The following is a 16,574-nucleotide window of genomic DNA, read 5'->3' on the forward strand; positions in this document are numbered from 1 at the left end:
CAAAGCAGATCATGATCGACTGGAGCATCTGGACTTTTCAGTTTGCGGAAGGACGTCTGCCGCTCGACTTCGTGCGCGGCACGCCGGTCGCGAGCAATCAGGGCACCACGGCCGTTCCCATGATCTTCTCGCTGCTGCAATCGTCAGGCGGCGAGCGCATCCTGGTCGACACCGGCTTTGCCTCGGGCGCGTCGATGACCGGCCCTGGCTTCAAGGATTTCGTGCGCAGCGACGAAATCCTTGTCCGTCACGGCCTCGCCGCAAGCGAGATCGACACACTGCTGCTGACGCATCTGCATTTCGACCATGCCGGCAATCTCGACGCCTTTCCCAATGCGCGCATCTTCGTGCAGCGCCATGAATATGAGAGCTGGAAACAGGTGCTGGCCCGTTACGGCTCCGGTGGAGTCACCAAGGACCGCTGGGTCTTCTCCTCGCTCGACGCGGACAACTTTCGCGCGCTGGACGCGGCGATCGCGCAGGGGCGCGTGACCTTCCTCGACGGCGACCATCGGCTTGCCGACGGCATCATTTGCCGCCTCGCGCGCGACACCCATAGTTTCGGCATCCAGTGGCTCGAGGTCGAGACGTCGGCCGGCGCCTTCGCGCTCGCAGGCGACGTCTGCTACTCCTATTTCTGCGCCGAACGGATGTGGCCGCCGGGCTACCTGCAGGGCAACCCCTGGACCATGATCGAGGCCATTGAGCGCATCAAGCAGGTGGCCGGCGACGACCTCGCGCGGCTCCTGCCCGGCCACGACATGGAGATCTTCGCGCGCCATCGCTCCGGCGTCTCGCAGGGCGTGAAGGTCGCCGAGCTGCATCTGGCGTCTGGCCACAGGAGTCTCATCCGATGAGGCAAGGAAACGACGTGCTCACAGCCGATCGGCTGGTCTACGACTACATCCTTCCCGCCAAGACCGGCTGCCTCGCCTTCGTCGCGCCGGGCGAGATCCTGCGCATCACCGACCTCGCGGGACTGCAGGTGGTCGACATGGCCGTGTTCAACCGCGCCAATCCGCGCGACAAGCTCTCGACCTCCTATTCGCGCACGCGCTACAAGCCCGCACCGGGACAAAAGTTCGTGCCACGCGACAAGCTCGTGCCCGGCGACATCCTGTTGTCGACGATCTGCACGCCCTTGATGAAGATCACCGCCGACAGCGCGATGCGCGTCGGCGTGCACGACGTGCACCACCGGATGTGCAACCGCGAGCTTTACGAATACTACGGCCATCCCGGCCGCCGCGGCTGCCACGAGGTGATCGCCGATCTGATGGCCCCGTTCGCCCTGTTGCCCGAAGACATCCCCGACACGATGGACCTGTTCATGAACTACTACCACGACTGCGGGAGAGGTCATTGGGTGATCGAGCCGGGCGTGACGAAGCCCGGCGACTTCATCGAGTTCGAGGCGATCTGCGACTGCATCGTCGCACTGTCGAATTGCCCGATGGACGTGATCGCGCCGGTCAACGGATCGACCTGCAGCCCGGTTCATGTCCAGGTCGCGGAGCGCTGAGCCATGAAGCGGACCGCCTTGAAACATACGGCATCGTTCGTCGGCGCGCCGGTGCTGACGCGCTCCGAACGGGCGAGCGACCGCCTGCTGGTCTGGGTCTGGAGCCCCGGCAACGAAACCGGCGGCGCCGGCCTGATCGATGCCTACGTCTCCGAAGGCTGGAATGTGCTGGAGGCCGGCTGCGGCACCGCGTCGGGCAGCGCGCATGCGGCTGCCGATATCGTCGAGGCGGTCAGGCAGTGCGGATCGGCTTCGCCCGCCGACTGGGGGCCGACGATCTTCATCGCCGATCAGGATACGGCGGCGAGCGTCTGCAAGGCAGTCCTGCTCGCCTGCCGCGAGGGACTAAAGGCTGCGCGCTGTGGCCTCGTGACCGTCGACGCTTTCGCCGACGACGCCGTTCGACCGATCTTGGAACAACTGGCCGCGCTCGATGGTCTCGCCGCGATCTGGGCGGTGCATCGCGAACGCCGCGAGATCAGGCAGCAGGCGCTGGCGCATCATGCGAGCCTGCAGGCGCGCGGACGCGAGACGCATTTTCTGGTGCTGCCGGATACTGCGCGCTCGCCCGTCCAGCGGCTCGCCGACCCCCGCGATCCCCTGGGATGCGAAACGCGCTGGCTGCTCGATCCCGTGCACAGCCGCTCGGTGTGAGCGGCGCGGGAAGGCTCGCTAATCCCTGATCGCCTCCCACTTGCCACCCTTGGCGACCAGCACGGTCGGCAGCAGCTGGGCATCGCCGTCGGCATTGAACGACATCGGGCCGGCAATGCCAGGCACGTTCTTCACCTGCGCAAGGCAATCCTTGATCCGCTCGCGGTCGGCGGCGAGATCGTCCGGCTTGTTGGTCACGCCGGATTTCTCGATGCAGGTTCGCGCCAGCATGATGGTGTCGTACATCAGCGCCGCGGTGTTGCCCGGCGCCACCTTGGCCCGCTTCTCGTATTCGGTCGCCCAGGCGTGCACCTTCGGATCGGGATCGTCGGGCCAGAACGGGTTGACCACCGTGGTGCCGTCGGCCGCCGAGCCCGCGATATCGAGGAAGCGCGGCTCCGACATGCCGAGCGCGCCGACGATCGGCTGCTTCATGCCCTGCTTGCGGATCTCGCGCACGATGTTGCCGCCTTCGTTATAGAGGCCGGCAATCAGCACGCCGTCGGGATTGAGGCCCTTGGCCTTGGTGACCTGCGCCGAATAGTCGATGTCGCCGGTCTGGTAGGAGATGTTGTCGAGCACCTGCACGTTCTTCTGCTTCAGCTCGGCGGGAAACACCACGCTGCCGTCGACTTTGGTGAAGGCGTCCTTGACGTCGGTGAGAACGACGACCGACTTGACCGGGTTGCGTTTGAGCCAGACGTCGAGCAGATAGCCGTTCATCTGGTCCGACGACAGCGCGTTGCGGAACGCCCACGGCCGGTTCTTCGCGGCGATGCCGGGCTTGGCCGACGACGCGGTGATGATCGGCGTCTTGTTCTGTACCGCGATCGGAAACGCGACCTCGCATTCCGCGCTGAAGAACGGGCCGATGATCGCCAGCACCTTGTCGTTGAAGATCAGCTTGCGGGTGAGGTTGATCGCCTCAGCGTTCTCCCCGCGCGTGTCGTAGACGATGGTCTCGATCTTCTCGCCCTTGGCAGCCTTCTGCAAATCCTCCAGCGCCATCTGCATGGCGACTTCCTGGTGCTGGCCGTAGGAGGCGCCCTTGCCGGACAGCGGCATCAGGATGCCGATCTTGTAGTCGGCCCAGGCGGGCAGCGCGGCGACGCACCCGAGCGTTACCGCTGTCGACAGCGCGGCGCCCTGCAACGCGGCGCGCACGAACGATGCTGCGAACGTGCGCATCGAACCTCCTCCATATCAAATGTCCTAAAGTATATTATTCTTCGAATAATTTATTACAACATGATTTTTTGATTACGCGTGCACGGCGACATTCGGGCACACCCGAACGCGCCGGCGGAAACCGCCGGCAGATAATCTCGCGTTCGGGAGGATGAGCTTGCGTCAGGCGACGCGGGCGCGCGTCCGCTTTGCGCCCGACTTCTCCTTGGCGCGCGCGGCGGGCTTTTCCTTCTTCGCCGGCGGCGCGGCCTTGCCGCCTTCCGCCTTTTCCATCATGCCGCCGATCACGCGCGCGGCGTGCTCGAAATGCTGCTTCAGCACCTTGCAGGCATCGAGGTCGCGCGCCAGCGCGAGCTCCTTGATCTGCTTGTGCTCCTCGGCGATCGTCGGATCGATATCGGTATAGACGACGAAGCGGCGGCGATAGCGCTCGAGCTGGTCGTAGAGGATATCGCAGAAGTGCAGCAGCCACGGCGAGCCGCAGCCGGATTCGAGCGCCTGGTGAAAGGCGCGGTTGCGCCGTTCCCATTCGTCGTGGAACGTGTCAGCCTCGCGGTGCGCCTGATTTTCCAGCTTGTTGAGCTGATAGTAGGTCGTGACGACCGCGTTCTCCCACTCGTCGCCGCCGTTGCGGATCGAGCGCTCGAGCGACAGCACAGAAAAATTGATGCGGAGGTCGGCGATGTCGAGCAGCTCCGCGCGGGTCGCCGGGGCGACGAAGAAGCCGCGCTGTCCCTCGGCCACTGCCAGCCCTTCCAGCGCCACCCGCGACAGCGCCTCGCGCACCGGGCTGAGGCCGATATTGTAGCGCTCGCGCAGCGCGTCCGGCTGCAGCTTGTCGTTGGGGGCGAACTCGCCGCGAATGATGTCGTCGTGGATACGCTGATAGGCCTCGTCGGCCAGCGTCTTCGGCGCGTCGATCTGGCGGCGGGGAGCCGGTCCCCAGAGAAGGTGCGTCTTGGTCATCATCTGTTCTCGGCACGAAAGCCTTGGTTCAACTCTAATATAGCAGCCACCGATTCTTGTCGCCTTCAATTTAGCCGGAAGGCCTTGAAATACACCACCTTTTCGGTCCCTCGGCCGACCCTTCTCACGACGCCTTCGCCCGCGCGGCGGCCGACCAGACTGTCGTGATCGCGCGGCGATCGAGCACGTCGCCGAACAGAAACTGGACATTTTTCACGGTGGCCTCGTGCAGCGGCAGGGTGTGGGAGGCGACGCAATCGCTGGCGAGCACCGCGTAGAAGCCGCGGCAGACCGCGTCGCGCAGGCTGCTCTCGACGCAGACATTGGTCTGTACGCCGGCAAAGACCAGCGTGCGGATACCGCGCTCGCGCAGCAGTCGCTCGACCTCGGTACCGACGAAGGCGCTGTAGCAGCTCTTCTCGATCACGGCCTCGCCGGCGGCCGCGATCACGCCATGGAATTCGCTGCCCCAGCTCCCCGTGCCGCAGCAGATTTCCGCGCTCTTCTCGCGCTGCTTGGCGAGCATCCCTTCCGGCAGGCGATCCGGATCGTAATTGGCCTTGATCCAGAACACCGGCACGCTGCTATCGCGCGCGGCGACGACAAGCTCCATGATCGGCGCCACCACCGCGCGGCAGGCCGAGACATCCTTGCCAACGACGCGCTCGACGTAGCCGCCCTCGGCGCAGAAATCGTTCTGCATGTCGATCACCATCACCGCCGTATGGGCCGGATCGAGCCGCTGCTCGACCGTATCGAGTATTGCCTTCGTCATCGTCGCCTCCGCCGCTTTCGGTCTTATCCAAACAATCCGGTATCGTGGACCACGTCGCCGCCGAGCAGCGTGGCCAGCACCCGCGCTTCACGAATACCGTCCTCCGGCATCGTCATGATGTCGTCCGAGAGCACGACGAGATCGGCAAGCTTGCCGGCTCCGAGCGAGCCGATGCGATGCTCCCAGAACGCCGCGCGCGCGGCGTTATACGTGTAGAGCCGCAGCGCCTCGTTGCGGGTCAGCTTCTGCCCGGGCAGGCCGAACGCGTGACCTGTGACGCCGTCGCGCCGCGCCAGCATCTGCCAGAACGAGAAGATCGGATCGTACGGGCGTCCGTCGGTCGATTGCGCCACCAGCACGCCGGCATCGAGCCAGGTGCGGAACGGGATCGCATCCGCCGCCATCTTCTCGCCGAAGCTGCGCAGATAGACCGAGCCGTAATTCCAGAGGAAGTTGGTGGTGCTGGTCGGGATGATTCCAAGCTCGCGGCACAGCGCCATGTTCTCCGCGCTCGGAAACTGGCAATGCTCGATGACGAAGCGCCGATCGCGGATCGGCGTCTCGTGATCGATCTCGCTGAACATGCCGAGCACCTTGTCGATCGCACCACCGCCCGCGCATTGCACCTGCAGCCGCAAGCCTGCGCGCGCGGCGCGAAACAGGATGTCGCGAAAGTTCTCGTCGCTGGTGAGCTGGATGCCGGTCCAGGGATAGCCGCGCGCGCCGAGATAAGGCTGACGCATCAGCGAGGCGCCGATCGCGGTTGCGCTGTCGAAGGAGAAGCCGAGGCCGCCGAATTTCAGGAGATCGTCGCCAAAGCCATCGCCGCCGGCATAGAGCGCGGTCTCAGCGATCAGGCGGTCGCGCGCCGCGGCATCGTTATAGATCGCAACCGGATAGGAGATCACGAAATAGGTGCGAACCGTCAGCTTCCTGCGCGCCCACAGATCAAGATAGACGCGCTGCGGTCCCTTGGGGATGCCGTGGCCTTCATAGATCGCGGTGACGCCGGCACGGTTGAAGGCGGCCATCGCGGTCTCGATGCCGCGATAGACGGTCTCCTCGCTGATCGCCGGGATCATCGGAAAGAAGGCGCGCCCCGGGTGGAAGCCGCCGAATGTGTCGGGCATCACCTTCGGGAAATTGTAGTCGAGGAAGACGCCGGTCAGCTCGCCATCGGCATCCCTGCCGATGACGACGCCTTCGGGCGCGGTCGCACCGCGGTCGAGTCCCGCCGCACGCAGCGCCGCCGAATTGGCGATCGCCGCACCCGGCGCCAGCATCAATTGCGGCTGGATATAGACAGGGTTGTCGGGCGAGACCTTGTCGAGATCGTGCCGCGTCGGCCAGCCGCCCTCGCCGAACACCTTCGGATACGAAAACGCCTCGGGCTCGCCGGCAAGCGGATTGAACACGATCCATTCGCCCGCCTTGCGCCTGGCGACCTCGGCCTTGATGACACCGAGAACCTCATCGATCGATTTCGGGTTGTCGAAGGACGGCAGCACCATGCGCAGGCCGACATCGTCGAGATGCGGATGGGCGTCGACGAAGCCGGGCACCACCGCGCGACCTCGGAGGTCGGTCACGCGGGTGCTTCGCCCGCACATCTCGAGAATATCGCGCGAGCGGCCAACCGCCAGAATTTCGTCGCCGCGGATCGCAAGCGCCTCGGCGACGCTGTCGGCGGCATCAACCGTGTAGATGCGGCCATTGTGAAGCACGAGATTCGGGTCGAGGGCGCTCATGGCGCGGCCCTCACCTTGTCGGCGATCGCAGCCGCCACGAGCGCGGCGTGATCAGCCATGACCTGCTCGCCGAAGCCGCGGTCAGAGGCCGCGGGATCGCCGAGATAGCCTTGCGGCGTCTTGCGCAGCGCATGCTCGCCGCCCTTGCGCCATTCGGCGATGTCATCGAGCACGAAATCGGTCGACTTCAAGCCTGGCAGCAATTCGTCCTTCACCAGACCCGGATAGACGGCCCACATCGAGGAGGTCTCGTATTTGCCCGCGTGCACGTCGAAATATTTTCCGGGACGCTCGACCTCGCCGTCGGTCGGCAGGACGTGGGGATCGCCGGCCTCGATCCCGATCCGCTTGAAGAAGGACGGCGCGCCGACGAAATACGCCTGCACGCCGGACTCCTCCGCACCGCGCTTGATGCCGGCATGGACGGTGCGGTTGTGGAGCGCATCGCCGTGGCCCGAGACGCAGAACAATCTTGCAAAGCTGTCCTTCTTCAGGCTCTTGATCAGATCGACCATCAGCTCGACCATGATCTCGGGCCGGACCACGAAGCTGCCGGGAAACAGGCCGCTGACATGGTTCACGCCCCAGTAGAACGGCGGCATGATCACGCTGTTCACGCCTTTCTCGGCGAGCAGCCTGCGCACGCGCCGCAGCAATTCGCTGGGCATGTAGACGTCGGTCGCGAGCGGCAAATGCGGGCCGTGCTGCTCGATCACGCCCAACCCCCAGAGCACGACAGCACGCCTGGCCGCCGCATCTGCAAGCTCCGGAAACGTCATGTCGGCCATGGTTTCGCGGAAGATCGAATAGCCGGCCGAATGCTTGTCGGTGCTCATCGTTCATACTCCAAGATAAGCCTCGCGGACGCGGGGATCGTTCGCCAGGTCCTTGCCCGCGAGCGCAACGACCCCATTTTCCAGCACGTAGGCGCGATCGGCGAGTTGCAGCGCCTGGTTGGCGTTCTGCTCGACCAGGAGCACCGTCACCTTGTCCACCGATTTCAGCGCGTGAATCAGCTCGAAGATTTTTGCGGTCACGAGCGGCGCGAGCCCCAGCGAAGGCTCGTCCAGCATCAAAAGGCGCGGCCGCGACATCAGGGCGCGCGCGATCACCAGCATCTGCTGCTCGCCGCCCGAGAGCGTGCCGGCGCGCTGCTTCAGCCGATCGCGCAGCACCGGGAAGCGGGTCAGCATCTGGTCAAGATCCTCGGCGATCGCCGCGTGGTCGCCCCTCGCATAGGCGCCAAGAACGAGGTTCTCTCGGACCGTCATGTGCTTGAGCGTCGAGCGCCCCTCAAGCACCAGAGCAAGCCCCCGTCGCATCACCTCGGCCGCCGGGCGACCCGCGAGCTCGGCGCCATCGAAGACGATGCTGCCGCGCCGGACCGGCAACAGGCCGGCGATGGCCTTCAGCAGCGTGCTCTTGCCGGCGCCGTTGGGACCGATCAGCGCAACGATCTCGCCGTGCCCGATCTCGACCGAAACGCCCTTCACGGCATTGATCTTGCCGTAGCTGACATGAATATCGGAAGCGGCCAGCATCATGCGGCGGCCTCCGTGCCGAGATAGGCGGTCAGCACGTCAGGATCACGCCTGACCTCTTCGGGCGACCCCTCGGCGATCTTGCGACCATAGTTCATGACGGTGATGACGTCGGAGATCGCCATGACCAGGCTCATGTGATGCTCGGTGATCAGGATCGTCGTGCCTTCCCGGCAGAGCGACCTGAACAACTCGGCGGCCTCGTGCACCTCGACCGGGTTCATGCCAGCGACCGGCTCATCGAGCAGCAGAAGCTTCGGATCGGCCGCGAGCGCGCGCGCGATTTCGAGCCGCCGCTGGTCGGCGAGCGCGAGCTCGCCGGCGAGCATGTGGCGCTGCTTCGACAGCCCGACACGATCCAAGAGTTCTTCGGCGCGCTTGCGGGTGGCCGTCTCGGTACGCGTCGCGACGCCGGGTATTCGCGCGAGCGCTGCCAAAAAACCGCCATGGGTGCGGCAGAACCGACCGACCTCGACATTTTCGAGCGCGGTCATGGTCGAAAACAGCCGCACGCCCTGGAATGTCCTGATCACGCCGAGTCGTGCGATGCGATCCGGCCGCGACCCCGAGACGTCCGCGCCCTCGATCAGGACCTCGCCCTCGCTCGGCGGCAAGACCCCCGTGATCAGGTTGAACAGCGTGGTCTTGCCGGCACCGTTGGGACCGATCACGGCGTGAATGGTGCCGCGCCTGATCGCAAGGTCGACGTTCGCGACGGCCGCATAGCCGCCGAAGCGCCGGCTCAGGTTGCGCGTTTGCAGCAGGGGGCCGGCCGTCATCGGCGCACCCCGAGCAGGCCCCAGGGCCTGACGATCATGATCGCGATCAGGAGCGCACCGAACACGGTCATGCGCCACTCCTGCGCATTGCCGAGCCGCAGCAGTTCGGGAAGGACGGTCACCACCACCGCGCCCAGGGCCGCGCCGGCGAAATTGCCCATGCCGCCCAGCACCACCATGATGAAGATTTCCGCCGAGCGCTGAAACGCGAACTGGGCCGGATCGATGAACGTGGCGTAGTGGGCGAACAGGCCGCCGCCGATGCCGGCGACGAAGGCGCCGAGCCCAAACACCGCAACCTTGATGCGCGTCAGGTTGATGCCGATCACTTCGGCCGCAAGCTCGTCCTCGCGCACCGCTTCGATGGCGCGGCCGATGCGCGAGCCACGAAGCTGAAAGCACAGCAGCAGGGTGAGTGCCACGACGATCGCGACCACCGGCAGCGTCGTATAGGTCGGGATGCCGCCGAGGCCTGATGCAGCGCCGGTCGGCTCGAAATTCAGGAAGAAGACGCGCACGATCTCGCCAAAACCCAGCGTCATGATGACGAGATAGACGCCCTTGATGCGCAGCGAGGGGATGCCGACAAGAAGCCCGACGATGCCTGCCACGAGACCGCCACTCACCAGCGCGCCGGCGAACGGCCAGTGCAATTCGGTCGTCAGATAGGCCGAGGCATAGGCGCCGATCGCCATGAAGCCGCCCTGCCCCAGCGACAGCAATCCCGCCGAGACCGGCAGATAAAGGCTGAGCGCCAGGATGATGTTGATCCCGGTGAAGATGAGGACCGACTCGATATAGGGGTCGAGCACCATATGGGGGGCCTACGCCTCGACGTGGTCGGTTGAGCCGAAGATGCCGCGCGGACGCAACAGCAGCACGGCGATGATGACGAAGAAAGCGAAGGCGTCGCGATAGGAGGAAGCGAGATAGGCGACGCTGATGACCTCGACGACACCGATCACGAGTCCGCCCAGCATCGCGCCATAGACGTTGCCGAGGCCGCCGAGCAGCATCGCGGCGAGTCCCTTGATGCCCATGTCGACGCCCATATAGGGTGAGATCGAATTGAACGACATGCCGACCAGCACGCCGGCGACGCCAGCGAGCGCCGACGCGATCGCGAAGGTGAGGACGATGATCCGCTCGCTGCGGATGCCGAGCGTGTGCGAGATCGTCATGCTCTCGGCAGTCGCCCGCATCGCCATGCCGACGCGGGACATCGTCACGAACAGGTGGAGCGCCAGCATCAGGCCGAGCGAGACTGCGAGAATCACGAGTTGAACCGAGGTGAGCGTGATGCCGCCGAGATGCCAGATGTGGCTCTCCATCTGCACGGGGAAACCGACCTGCTCGCCGCCGAAGAAGCGCGTGGCCAGTTCCTGCAGCACGATGCCCGCACCGATCGTGCTGATCATGGGCGCGAGGAAATGGCCCTTGCGGGCCTTGATCGGCTTGATCGCAAGGAGATAGACGAGGACGCCGACCAGCGCCGCTGAAACAGCCGCCGCCGCAATCGCCGCCGTGACGCCGCCACCGGCCAACAGCACGACCTGAAGACCGACGAAGGCCCCGATCATGAAGACCTCGCCGTGCGCGAGATGCACCAGGTGCAGAACGCCGAACACCAGCGTGTAACCGATCGCGATCAGGGAATAGGTGCTGCCGAGCATCACCCCGTTCACAATCTGCTGGATCAAGACCATGGACAAGGACCTCGCCGCCGCTTCGCGCCACTTCGTAGGAATTTATGCAATTAAGACGATTGCATAATCTTGGTCAATGTATATAAAACGAACCTGGAAATACCTCAGGAGGCCGCATGGCACAGATCGTTTTCGCCGCGGGTGCGCCCCATGCGCCGGCGATCGTCGGCTTGTTCGACAAGGCGCCGGACGATTCCAGGAAGGTCGTCACCGACACCTACGCCGCGATCACAAAGGAATTGCGCGCGGCGAAGCCGGATGTCCTGATCGTGTTCGCCAACGATCACCTCGCCAACAGCCGCATCACCTTCTATCCCGACTTCCTGATCGGCACGGCGCCCGAGCATAGCGGGCCGCATGAATGGTTCCAGGAATGGATCGGCTGCCGCAACTATACCGCAAAGGGCAATCCCGCCGTCGCCAAAGCGCTGTTCCAGGGCATGACGCGCCGCGGCGTGAAGATGTCGGTGCGCGACGAGAACCTGAAATTCGACGACAACATCTCCGTGCCGGTCACCATGACCAACCTGGACCAGACCGACATCACGCTGGTGCCGGTGCTGCAGAACTGCACGGTGCCGCCTTTTCCGAACGCCGAGCGCTGCTTCGAGGTCGGCCACGCCTTGCGCGATTTCATCGAGAAGGACCTCCCCGCCGAGATGCGGGTCGCCCTGTTCGGATCCGGCGGCTTGAGCCACGAGCCCGGCGGGGTGAAATACTACAAGATCGACGAGGAGTTTGACCGCCGCTTCCTCGAGCTCTGCGCCGCGGGCAACCACAAGGCGCTGTTGAAGGAGATCACCGTCGACCGCATGGAAGAGGCCGGCACCGGCGGCACGGCCGAGGTGCTCTCCTGGTTTCCCGTCATGGCCGCGATCGGCGAGCGGCGCGGCCGCTCATTCGGTTATACCGGCTGGCCGAGCTTCCGCTGCGGCGTCGGCGGCGTGATCTGGGACCTCGACACCAAGCACTGAGGACGCCATGGCCTGGGAAAAATTCAATCCGAACCTCGCCGCGCACGATCTCGTGCAGGACATGAAGTGGGATCCCGAACTGCGCAGGCAGTTCAAGGAGAACGAGGCCGCCGTGCTCGACCGCTACCCGCTGCTGCCCGAAGAACGCAAGGCGATCGAGGAGCGCGACTTCCGCACGCTGTACGATCTCGGCATGCATCCCTATCTCGGCGGACAGTTATCACGCTTCATCTGGGGCAACGACGCCGGCAAGGGCGCGGTCGAAGCCTCGAACAAACTGGTTGCTTCCCTGCAAGGGCACAGCCGCGACATTCCCAAAAGCTGACGTCGCAGCTCGTCCCGGGCCAATGAAAGCCTGCACTGAAATCAGACGATTTCAACTTCCACCTTAAATTTCCGGCCCGGACCATTTCAGCCCATGCATGCGCACCGCATTGACGTTCACCATCATATTCTGCCCCCGGGCTATGTGAGGACGGTCGGCGACGACCGCATCGGGCCGCTGATCGTGGCCGGCAAGACGCCGGACTGGACGCCGCAACGGTCGATCGAAGCGATGGACCGCAACGGCATCGAGAAGTCGATCACCTCGATCTCGGCGCCCGGCCTGTGGTTCGGCGACGTCGAGACCACACGACGCCTGACGCGCGAATGCAACGACTATGCCGCCAAGATGCGGCAGGACCATCCCGGCCGCTTCGGCCTGTTCGCGAGCCTGCCGCTGCCCGACGTCGAGGGCAGCCTGCGCGAGATCGCCTATGCGCTCGACGAGCTGAAGGCCGACGGCATCGGCCTGCTGACCAATTATGATGGAAAATATCCCGGCGACACCTTGTTTGCGCCTGTGTTCGACGAACTCAACCGCCGCAAGGCGGTCGTCTATTTTCACCCGACCGAGGCGCCCTGCTGCGCGATGCACGGCATCGGTGTTCCCGCCGCCACGCTCGAATTTCCGTTCGACACGACCAAGGCTGTCACCAGCCTCTTGTTCGGCGGCACGTTCGCGCGCTGCCGCGACATCCGCTTCATCTTCTCCCATGCCGGCGGCACGATCCCGTTCCTGGCCGAGCGGATCGCACGCCTCGAGGTGCGTCCCGAATTCCGCGCCGCCGTGCCCGATGGCGTCATGTTCGAGCTGAAGCGGCTGTTCTTCGACACGGCCCTGTCAGCCAACGCGCTGGCGTTCAGCGCGCTGCTCAAGCTGGTCGCGCCCGAACAGGTGCTGTTCGGCAGCGACTACCCCTTTGCGCCGGAAACCACCATGACCGCGACGGTCAAGGGCCTGGCCGAGCTCGGCCTGCCCACCGACGTGCTGCGCGCCATCGAACGCACCAACGCGCTGCGGCTGCTCGCGCGATAGCGGCCGATGACGCCGCGATGCCATGCCTTGAGAGGATGACCGACATCTTCGATACTTGAAACCGCCTTAGCTGGAGACGCCTCATGCGACGTTCGGTTCTTGCCTTGCTGTTGTCACTGTCGTCGGTCCTTCCAGCCATGGCGCAGGACAAGCCGGTCAACCTGAAAATCTCGCTGTGGATCCCGGCGTCGCTGCCGCTGGTGCCGGCCTACACGGCATGGGGGCAGTCGATGCAGAAGGCCTCCGGCGGCACCATCACCTCGACGGTGTTTCCCTCCGAGCAGCTCGGCAAGGCGTTCGATCATTACGACATGGCGCGCGACGGCATCGTCGACGTCGCCTATGTCAATCCCGGCTATCAGCCTGGCCGGTTTCCGATCATCGCACTCGGCCAGATCCCCTTCACCTTCCGCGACGGACACAGCGGCACGCAGGCGATCGATGCGTTCTACCGCAAATATGCCGAGAAGGAGATGAAGGACGTGCATTTCTGCTTCGCCTTCATTCACGATCCCGGCACGCTGCATTCGCGCGTCAAGATCACCACGCCGTCCGACCTGAAGGGCGTCAAGGTGCGGCCGGCGCAGAGCACCGTCGGCCAGATGGTCACGCTGCTCGGCGGCACCAACGTGCAGGCCTCCGCGCCGGAATCGCGCGACGCCATCGAGCGCGGCGTGGCGGACGCGATCTTCTTTCCCTGGAATTCGATGTTCAATTTCGGGATCGACAAGGTGGTCAAATATCATCTCGACGTTCCGCTCTATACCAGCGTGTTCGTCACCGTGATGAACAAGGCGAAATATGACGCGATGTCGCCGGCGCAGAAAAAGGTGGTCGACGACCACTGCACCACCGAATGGGCCGAGAAGGTCGCGGGCCCCTGGACCGATTTCGAGGCGGCCGGGCACGAGCGCATGCGCCAGCAGCCGGGTCACGAATTCGTCGAGCTTTCGGAGGCGCAGATTGCGGAATGGCGCGCATCGGTCGCGCCGCTGTTTGATCGATGGGCGGCGTCGGTGAAAGAGGCCGGCGCCGATCCCGCCCAGGTCGCGGCCGAGCTGAAGGTCGCGATCGGAAAATACGAGGCCGCGAAATAGACCGGCCGTTCAGCCGCCCGATCGCGGCGGCACGAACTGTACGCCGAAGGCGCCCGCGGCGTGCGTGATGCGCGCGACATGGGGCGCGGCAAAATGCGTCGGAAACAGCAGCGCGCCGTGCTCGGCGCAGTGCTCGAGCGCCTGCCTGCGCGTCGCACGGGCCTGCTCCGGAATTTCGCAGAAGCGCGTATTCCAGTCGGGCTCATGCACCTGGATCGGATGGTGGCAGACGTCGCCGCAGAACAGCGCCCTGCCCTCGCCGTCAGCCAGATGCAGCACGACATGGCCGGGCGTGTGACCCGGCGCCGGCTCGACCAGCAGACGGTCGTCGATCGCATGCTCGCCGTCGAGCAGCACCGACTGACCGCTTGCGATCACCGGCAGCACGCTGTCGTCATACATTTCAGCGCGGGCCGGATTCTTCGCGCGACGGTCGCCGATTTCAGGGTCCCAATGCTGCTGCTCGATCCGGGAAAACAGATAGCGTGCCCGGGGGAAGGTCGGAACCCAGCGCCCGTTCTCCAGCCGCGTATTCCAGCCGACGTGATCGGCATGCAAATGAGTGCACAGCACGATGTCGATATCCTCGGGCGCGGCCCCGGCTGCGCGCAGCCGCTCGAGAAATGGCACGTTGAGCTGATGAAAGCGCGGCAGCCACGGCCGGTTCTTGTGATTGCCGGCGCAGCTGTCGAGCAGGATGGTGTGGCTGTTGGTGCGGATCAGCCAGGAATGGTTGCTGGTGATCAGCTTGTCGGTCGCGGGATCGTAATGAACCGGCACCAGCCAGGGCAGATGCGGCGCGAACTTCTCGCGCTTCAGGTCCGGCAGGAACGCGCCGGCCGGCAGGTCGTTCGGCCCCACCTGCTCCTCGATGCGGGTCACCGACGTATTGCCGATCATCCAGGTCTGCATGCCCACGCCATCACCCCTGTGAAAGCCGCGCGCGCAGCGCATCGCTTCGATCGAGCAGCCCATAGGCCGTGGACACCAGCGGCAGGAACCAGGCGTTACCCCGATAAAGCGGCAGGCCCGGGAAGATCGGCTGGTCGAACACGCATGTCGGGCCACTGCGTTCGATCATCTTCCGCGCGAGCTGGTAGCCGAGATAGTTCATCATGGCGACGCCGTTGCCGTTGCACCCCATGACGTAGTACAGCCCGTCGCTCTCGCCGAGATGCGGCAGCCCATCGAAGGTGAAACCGACCTTGCAGCCCCAAGCGTGCCGGATGCGGAATCCGTCGAGCTGCGGAAAGCTTGCGACCATCCGCCGGTACAGCACGGCAGCTGCCTGCTCAGGCGAAACATCGAAAGGGGACGCGCGGCTGCCATAGAGAAAGCGATTGCCGTCGGGCGTGCGCCGGAAATAGGCCAGCAGGCGCCGGCCATCGGCGCCGGTGCGGCGGTTCGGCAGCAGCGCGTTCGCGACCTCTTCCGGCAGAGGCTCGGTGACGATGATGTGGCTCGCCACCGGCACGATGCGGCTCGCAAGCCCCGCCGCCGACAGCCGCGCGGCCTGCGCATTCACGGCGACCACGACGGAATCGGCCTGGATCGCGCCGCGCGCGGTGGTCAGCATGAAGCCGCCGGCACGCCGCTCGATGCCTGTCACGAGCGTGTCGCTGAATAATTGCGCGCCGCTCGAGCGGCAAAGCGCGACAAGCGCCTTGAGCAGCTTCGCTGGATTGAGCTGGCCCGAGCGCTTGACCACCATCGCGCCGAAGAAGCGGTCGGAGCCGATTTCGCTCCGCTGCTCCGATCGCGGCACCATGTGGGCGTCGGCGTCGAACAGCCGGTTCAAGGCATCGAGCCGGCGGGAGAGGATTTCATAGTGGCGCGGGCTCGGCGCACAGGAGAGCCGGCCACGGCGATGATAGTCGCAATCGATCGCGTTCTCGGCGATGAATTTTTCCATGTAGGAAACGGATTCGGCCGCGCCGCGCGCAAGCTCGGGCACGGGCGGCGCCTTGCCGCCCGACCAGTGATGCCAGCTTGCCGCCTTGTTGAGATCGAGCCCGAAACTGATGCCGCCGCTGTTGCGCGCGCTGGCGTTGAATCCGAAGCTGTCGGCCTCCAGCACCACGACGCGGCTGCCGCTGCGCGCCAGCTCGCGTGCCGTCGACAGGCCGGCGAAGCCGCCGCCGACAACGACCACATCGCAACGATGCGGCAGGGGACCCTCGCCGGCCGGGAACGGCGGATCATCGTCCCACCACAGCGGCTGGCTCTTGAATTCGTGATCGGGCAGCCGCCCCGTCGGTCGCATC

18 protein-coding genes are annotated in these 16,574 nt (G+C 65.0%); 7 read left to right on the forward strand and 11 right to left on the reverse strand.

Annotated features, from left to right (window positions below; all coding sequences use genetic code 11):
• Positions 1–11: 11 nt before the first annotated feature.
• The 3 genes from QOU61_RS28105 to QOU61_RS28115 are packed head-to-tail and all read left to right on the forward strand — an operon-like array spanning position 12 to position 2,176.
• Positions 12–857 (forward strand): N-acyl homoserine lactonase family protein, encoded by an 846-nt coding sequence (locus QOU61_RS28105; RefSeq protein ID WP_289654465.1) that lies wholly within the window; start codon positions 12–14, stop codon positions 855–857.
• Entirely contained in the window at positions 854–1,522 is a 669-nt protein-coding gene (locus tag QOU61_RS28110; protein WP_289654466.1) for a DUF1989 domain-containing protein, read from the forward strand. Before QOU61_RS28105 ends, QOU61_RS28110 begins: the two co-directional genes overlap by 4 nt.
• Positions 1,523–1,525: 3 nt before the next feature.
• Positions 1,526–2,176: a hypothetical protein gene (locus QOU61_RS28115; protein ID WP_289654467.1), complete on the forward strand. Its 651-nt coding sequence runs from the start codon at positions 1,526–1,528 to the stop codon at positions 2,174–2,176.
• Positions 2,177–2,194: 18 nt separating this feature from the next.
• Here the strand turns inward: QOU61_RS28115 and QOU61_RS28120 are convergent, their stop codons facing one another.
• The 9 genes from QOU61_RS28120 to QOU61_RS28160 all read right to left on the reverse strand — a co-directional run bounded on the left by QOU61_RS28120 (position 2,195) and on the right by QOU61_RS28160 (position 10,879).
• Complete coding sequence (locus tag QOU61_RS28120) at positions 2,195–3,364, reverse strand: ABC transporter substrate-binding protein (RefSeq protein WP_289654468.1); 1,170 nt, start codon at positions 3,362–3,364, stop codon at positions 2,195–2,197.
• A 162-nt stretch (positions 3,365–3,526) separates the two neighbouring features.
• A complete protein-coding gene (locus QOU61_RS28125) occupies positions 3,527–4,330 on the reverse strand; it encodes a GntR family transcriptional regulator (RefSeq protein ID WP_289654469.1) in 804 nt (267 codons plus the stop codon).
• A 124-nt stretch (positions 4,331–4,454) separates the two neighbouring features.
• Positions 4,455–5,105: a cysteine hydrolase family protein gene (locus tag QOU61_RS28130; protein WP_289654470.1), complete on the reverse strand. Its 651-nt coding sequence runs from the start codon at positions 5,103–5,105 to the stop codon at positions 4,455–4,457.
• A 23-nt stretch (positions 5,106–5,128) separates the two neighbouring features.
• Positions 5,129–6,853, reverse strand: coding sequence for an amidohydrolase (locus tag QOU61_RS28135; protein ID WP_289654471.1), 1,725 nt, complete (start codon positions 6,851–6,853; stop codon positions 5,129–5,131).
• On the reverse strand, positions 6,850–7,689 hold the full coding sequence (locus tag QOU61_RS28140) for a creatininase family protein (protein ID WP_289654472.1): 840 nt from the start codon (positions 7,687–7,689) through the stop codon (positions 6,850–6,852). The genes QOU61_RS28135 and QOU61_RS28140 overlap by 4 nt, the downstream gene beginning before the upstream one ends.
• Before the next feature lie 3 nt (positions 7,690–7,692).
• Positions 7,693–8,397 (reverse strand): ABC transporter ATP-binding protein, encoded by a 705-nt coding sequence (locus QOU61_RS28145; protein WP_502876831.1) that lies wholly within the window; start codon positions 8,395–8,397, stop codon positions 7,693–7,695.
• Positions 8,394–9,173, reverse strand: a complete 780-nt coding sequence (locus tag QOU61_RS28150; RefSeq protein ID WP_289654473.1) for an ABC transporter ATP-binding protein — start codon at positions 9,171–9,173, stop codon at positions 8,394–8,396. Before QOU61_RS28150 ends, QOU61_RS28145 begins: the two co-directional genes overlap by 4 nt.
• Positions 9,170–9,988 (reverse strand): branched-chain amino acid ABC transporter permease, encoded by an 819-nt coding sequence (locus tag QOU61_RS28155; protein WP_289654474.1) that lies wholly within the window; start codon positions 9,986–9,988, stop codon positions 9,170–9,172. The genes QOU61_RS28150 and QOU61_RS28155 overlap by 4 nt, the downstream gene beginning before the upstream one ends.
• Positions 9,989–9,997: 9 nt before the next feature.
• Positions 9,998–10,879, reverse strand: a complete 882-nt coding sequence (locus tag QOU61_RS28160) for a branched-chain amino acid ABC transporter permease (protein ID WP_289661815.1) — start codon at positions 10,877–10,879, stop codon at positions 9,998–10,000.
• A gap of 116 nt (positions 10,880–10,995) precedes the next feature.
• Between QOU61_RS28160 and QOU61_RS28165 the strand changes: the two genes are divergently transcribed.
• From QOU61_RS28165 to QOU61_RS28180, 4 genes are all read left to right on the forward strand, one after another.
• A complete protein-coding gene (locus tag QOU61_RS28165) occupies positions 10,996–11,853 on the forward strand; it encodes a DODA-type extradiol aromatic ring-opening family dioxygenase (protein WP_289654475.1) in 858 nt (285 codons plus the stop codon).
• Between the two features lie 7 nt (positions 11,854–11,860).
• The gene (locus QOU61_RS28170) at positions 11,861–12,178 is read left to right on the forward strand and encodes a hypothetical protein (protein ID WP_289654476.1); all 318 of its coding nucleotides are present in this window, start codon (positions 11,861–11,863) and stop codon (positions 12,176–12,178) included.
• 93 nt (positions 12,179–12,271) lie between these two features.
• The gene (locus tag QOU61_RS28175; protein ID WP_289654477.1) at positions 12,272–13,213 is read left to right on the forward strand and encodes an amidohydrolase family protein; all 942 of its coding nucleotides are present in this window, start codon (positions 12,272–12,274) and stop codon (positions 13,211–13,213) included.
• 83 nt (positions 13,214–13,296) lie between these two features.
• Positions 13,297–14,310: a TRAP transporter substrate-binding protein gene (locus QOU61_RS28180; RefSeq protein ID WP_289654478.1), complete on the forward strand. Its 1,014-nt coding sequence runs from the start codon at positions 13,297–13,299 to the stop codon at positions 14,308–14,310.
• Between the two features lie 9 nt (positions 14,311–14,319).
• On the opposite strand, the gene QOU61_RS28185 is transcribed toward QOU61_RS28180, so the two are convergent.
• On the reverse strand, positions 14,320–15,222 hold the full coding sequence (locus QOU61_RS28185; protein ID WP_289661818.1) for an MBL fold metallo-hydrolase: 903 nt from the start codon (positions 15,220–15,222) through the stop codon (positions 14,320–14,322).
• A gap of 10 nt (positions 15,223–15,232) precedes the next feature.
• Positions 15,233–16,573 (reverse strand): NAD(P)/FAD-dependent oxidoreductase, encoded by a 1,341-nt coding sequence (locus tag QOU61_RS28190; RefSeq protein ID WP_289661821.1) that lies wholly within the window; start codon positions 16,571–16,573, stop codon positions 15,233–15,235.
• Position 16,574 lies beyond the last annotated feature (1 nt).

The sequence above is a fragment of the Bradyrhizobium sp. NP1 genome (assembly GCF_030378205.1).
Lineage (GTDB): Bacteria > Pseudomonadota > Alphaproteobacteria > Rhizobiales > Xanthobacteraceae > Bradyrhizobium.

What these genes read in the sequence shown, in the direction of transcription:
- QOU61_RS28105 (WP_289654465.1), top strand. Translation starts at nt 12, where the DNA reads ATGATCGACTGGAGCATCTGGACTTTTCAGTTTGCGGAAGGACGTCTG.
- QOU61_RS28110 (WP_289654466.1), top strand. Translation starts at nt 854, where the DNA reads ATGAGGCAAGGAAACGACGTGCTCACAGCCGATCGGCTGGTCTACGAC.
- QOU61_RS28115 (WP_289654467.1), top strand. Translation starts at nt 1,526, where the DNA reads ATGAAGCGGACCGCCTTGAAACATACGGCATCGTTCGTCGGCGCGCCG.
- QOU61_RS28120 (WP_289654468.1), bottom strand. Translation starts at nt 3,364, where the DNA reads ATGCGCACGTTCGCAGCATCGTTCGTGCGCGCCGCGTTGCAGGGCGCC.
- QOU61_RS28125 (WP_289654469.1), bottom strand. Translation starts at nt 4,330, where the DNA reads ATGACCAAGACGCACCTTCTCTGGGGACCGGCTCCCCGCCGCCAGATC.
- QOU61_RS28130 (WP_289654470.1), bottom strand. Translation starts at nt 5,105, where the DNA reads ATGACGAAGGCAATACTCGATACGGTCGAGCAGCGGCTCGATCCGGCC.
- QOU61_RS28135 (WP_289654471.1), bottom strand. Translation starts at nt 6,853, where the DNA reads ATGAGCGCCCTCGACCCGAATCTCGTGCTTCACAATGGCCGCATCTAC.
- QOU61_RS28140 (WP_289654472.1), bottom strand. Translation starts at nt 7,689, where the DNA reads ATGAGCACCGACAAGCATTCGGCCGGCTATTCGATCTTCCGCGAAACC.
- QOU61_RS28145 (WP_502876831.1), bottom strand. Translation starts at nt 8,397, where the DNA reads ATGATGCTGGCCGCTTCCGATATTCATGTCAGCTACGGCAAGATCAAT.
- QOU61_RS28150 (WP_289654473.1), bottom strand. Translation starts at nt 9,173, where the DNA reads ATGACGGCCGGCCCCCTGCTGCAAACGCGCAACCTGAGCCGGCGCTTC.
- QOU61_RS28155 (WP_289654474.1), bottom strand. Translation starts at nt 9,988, where the DNA reads ATGGTGCTCGACCCCTATATCGAGTCGGTCCTCATCTTCACCGGGATC.
- QOU61_RS28160 (WP_289661815.1), bottom strand. Translation starts at nt 10,879, where the DNA reads ATGGTCTTGATCCAGCAGATTGTGAACGGGGTGATGCTCGGCAGCACC.
- QOU61_RS28165 (WP_289654475.1), top strand. Translation starts at nt 10,996, where the DNA reads ATGGCACAGATCGTTTTCGCCGCGGGTGCGCCCCATGCGCCGGCGATC.
- QOU61_RS28170 (WP_289654476.1), top strand. Translation starts at nt 11,861, where the DNA reads ATGGCCTGGGAAAAATTCAATCCGAACCTCGCCGCGCACGATCTCGTG.
- QOU61_RS28175 (WP_289654477.1), top strand. Translation starts at nt 12,272, where the DNA reads ATGCATGCGCACCGCATTGACGTTCACCATCATATTCTGCCCCCGGGC.
- QOU61_RS28180 (WP_289654478.1), top strand. Translation starts at nt 13,297, where the DNA reads ATGCGACGTTCGGTTCTTGCCTTGCTGTTGTCACTGTCGTCGGTCCTT.
- QOU61_RS28185 (WP_289661818.1), bottom strand. Translation starts at nt 15,222, where the DNA reads ATGCAGACCTGGATGATCGGCAATACGTCGGTGACCCGCATCGAGGAG.
- QOU61_RS28190 (WP_289661821.1), bottom strand. Translation starts at nt 16,573, where the DNA reads ATGCGACCGACGGGGCGGCTGCCCGATCACGAATTCAAGAGCCAGCCG.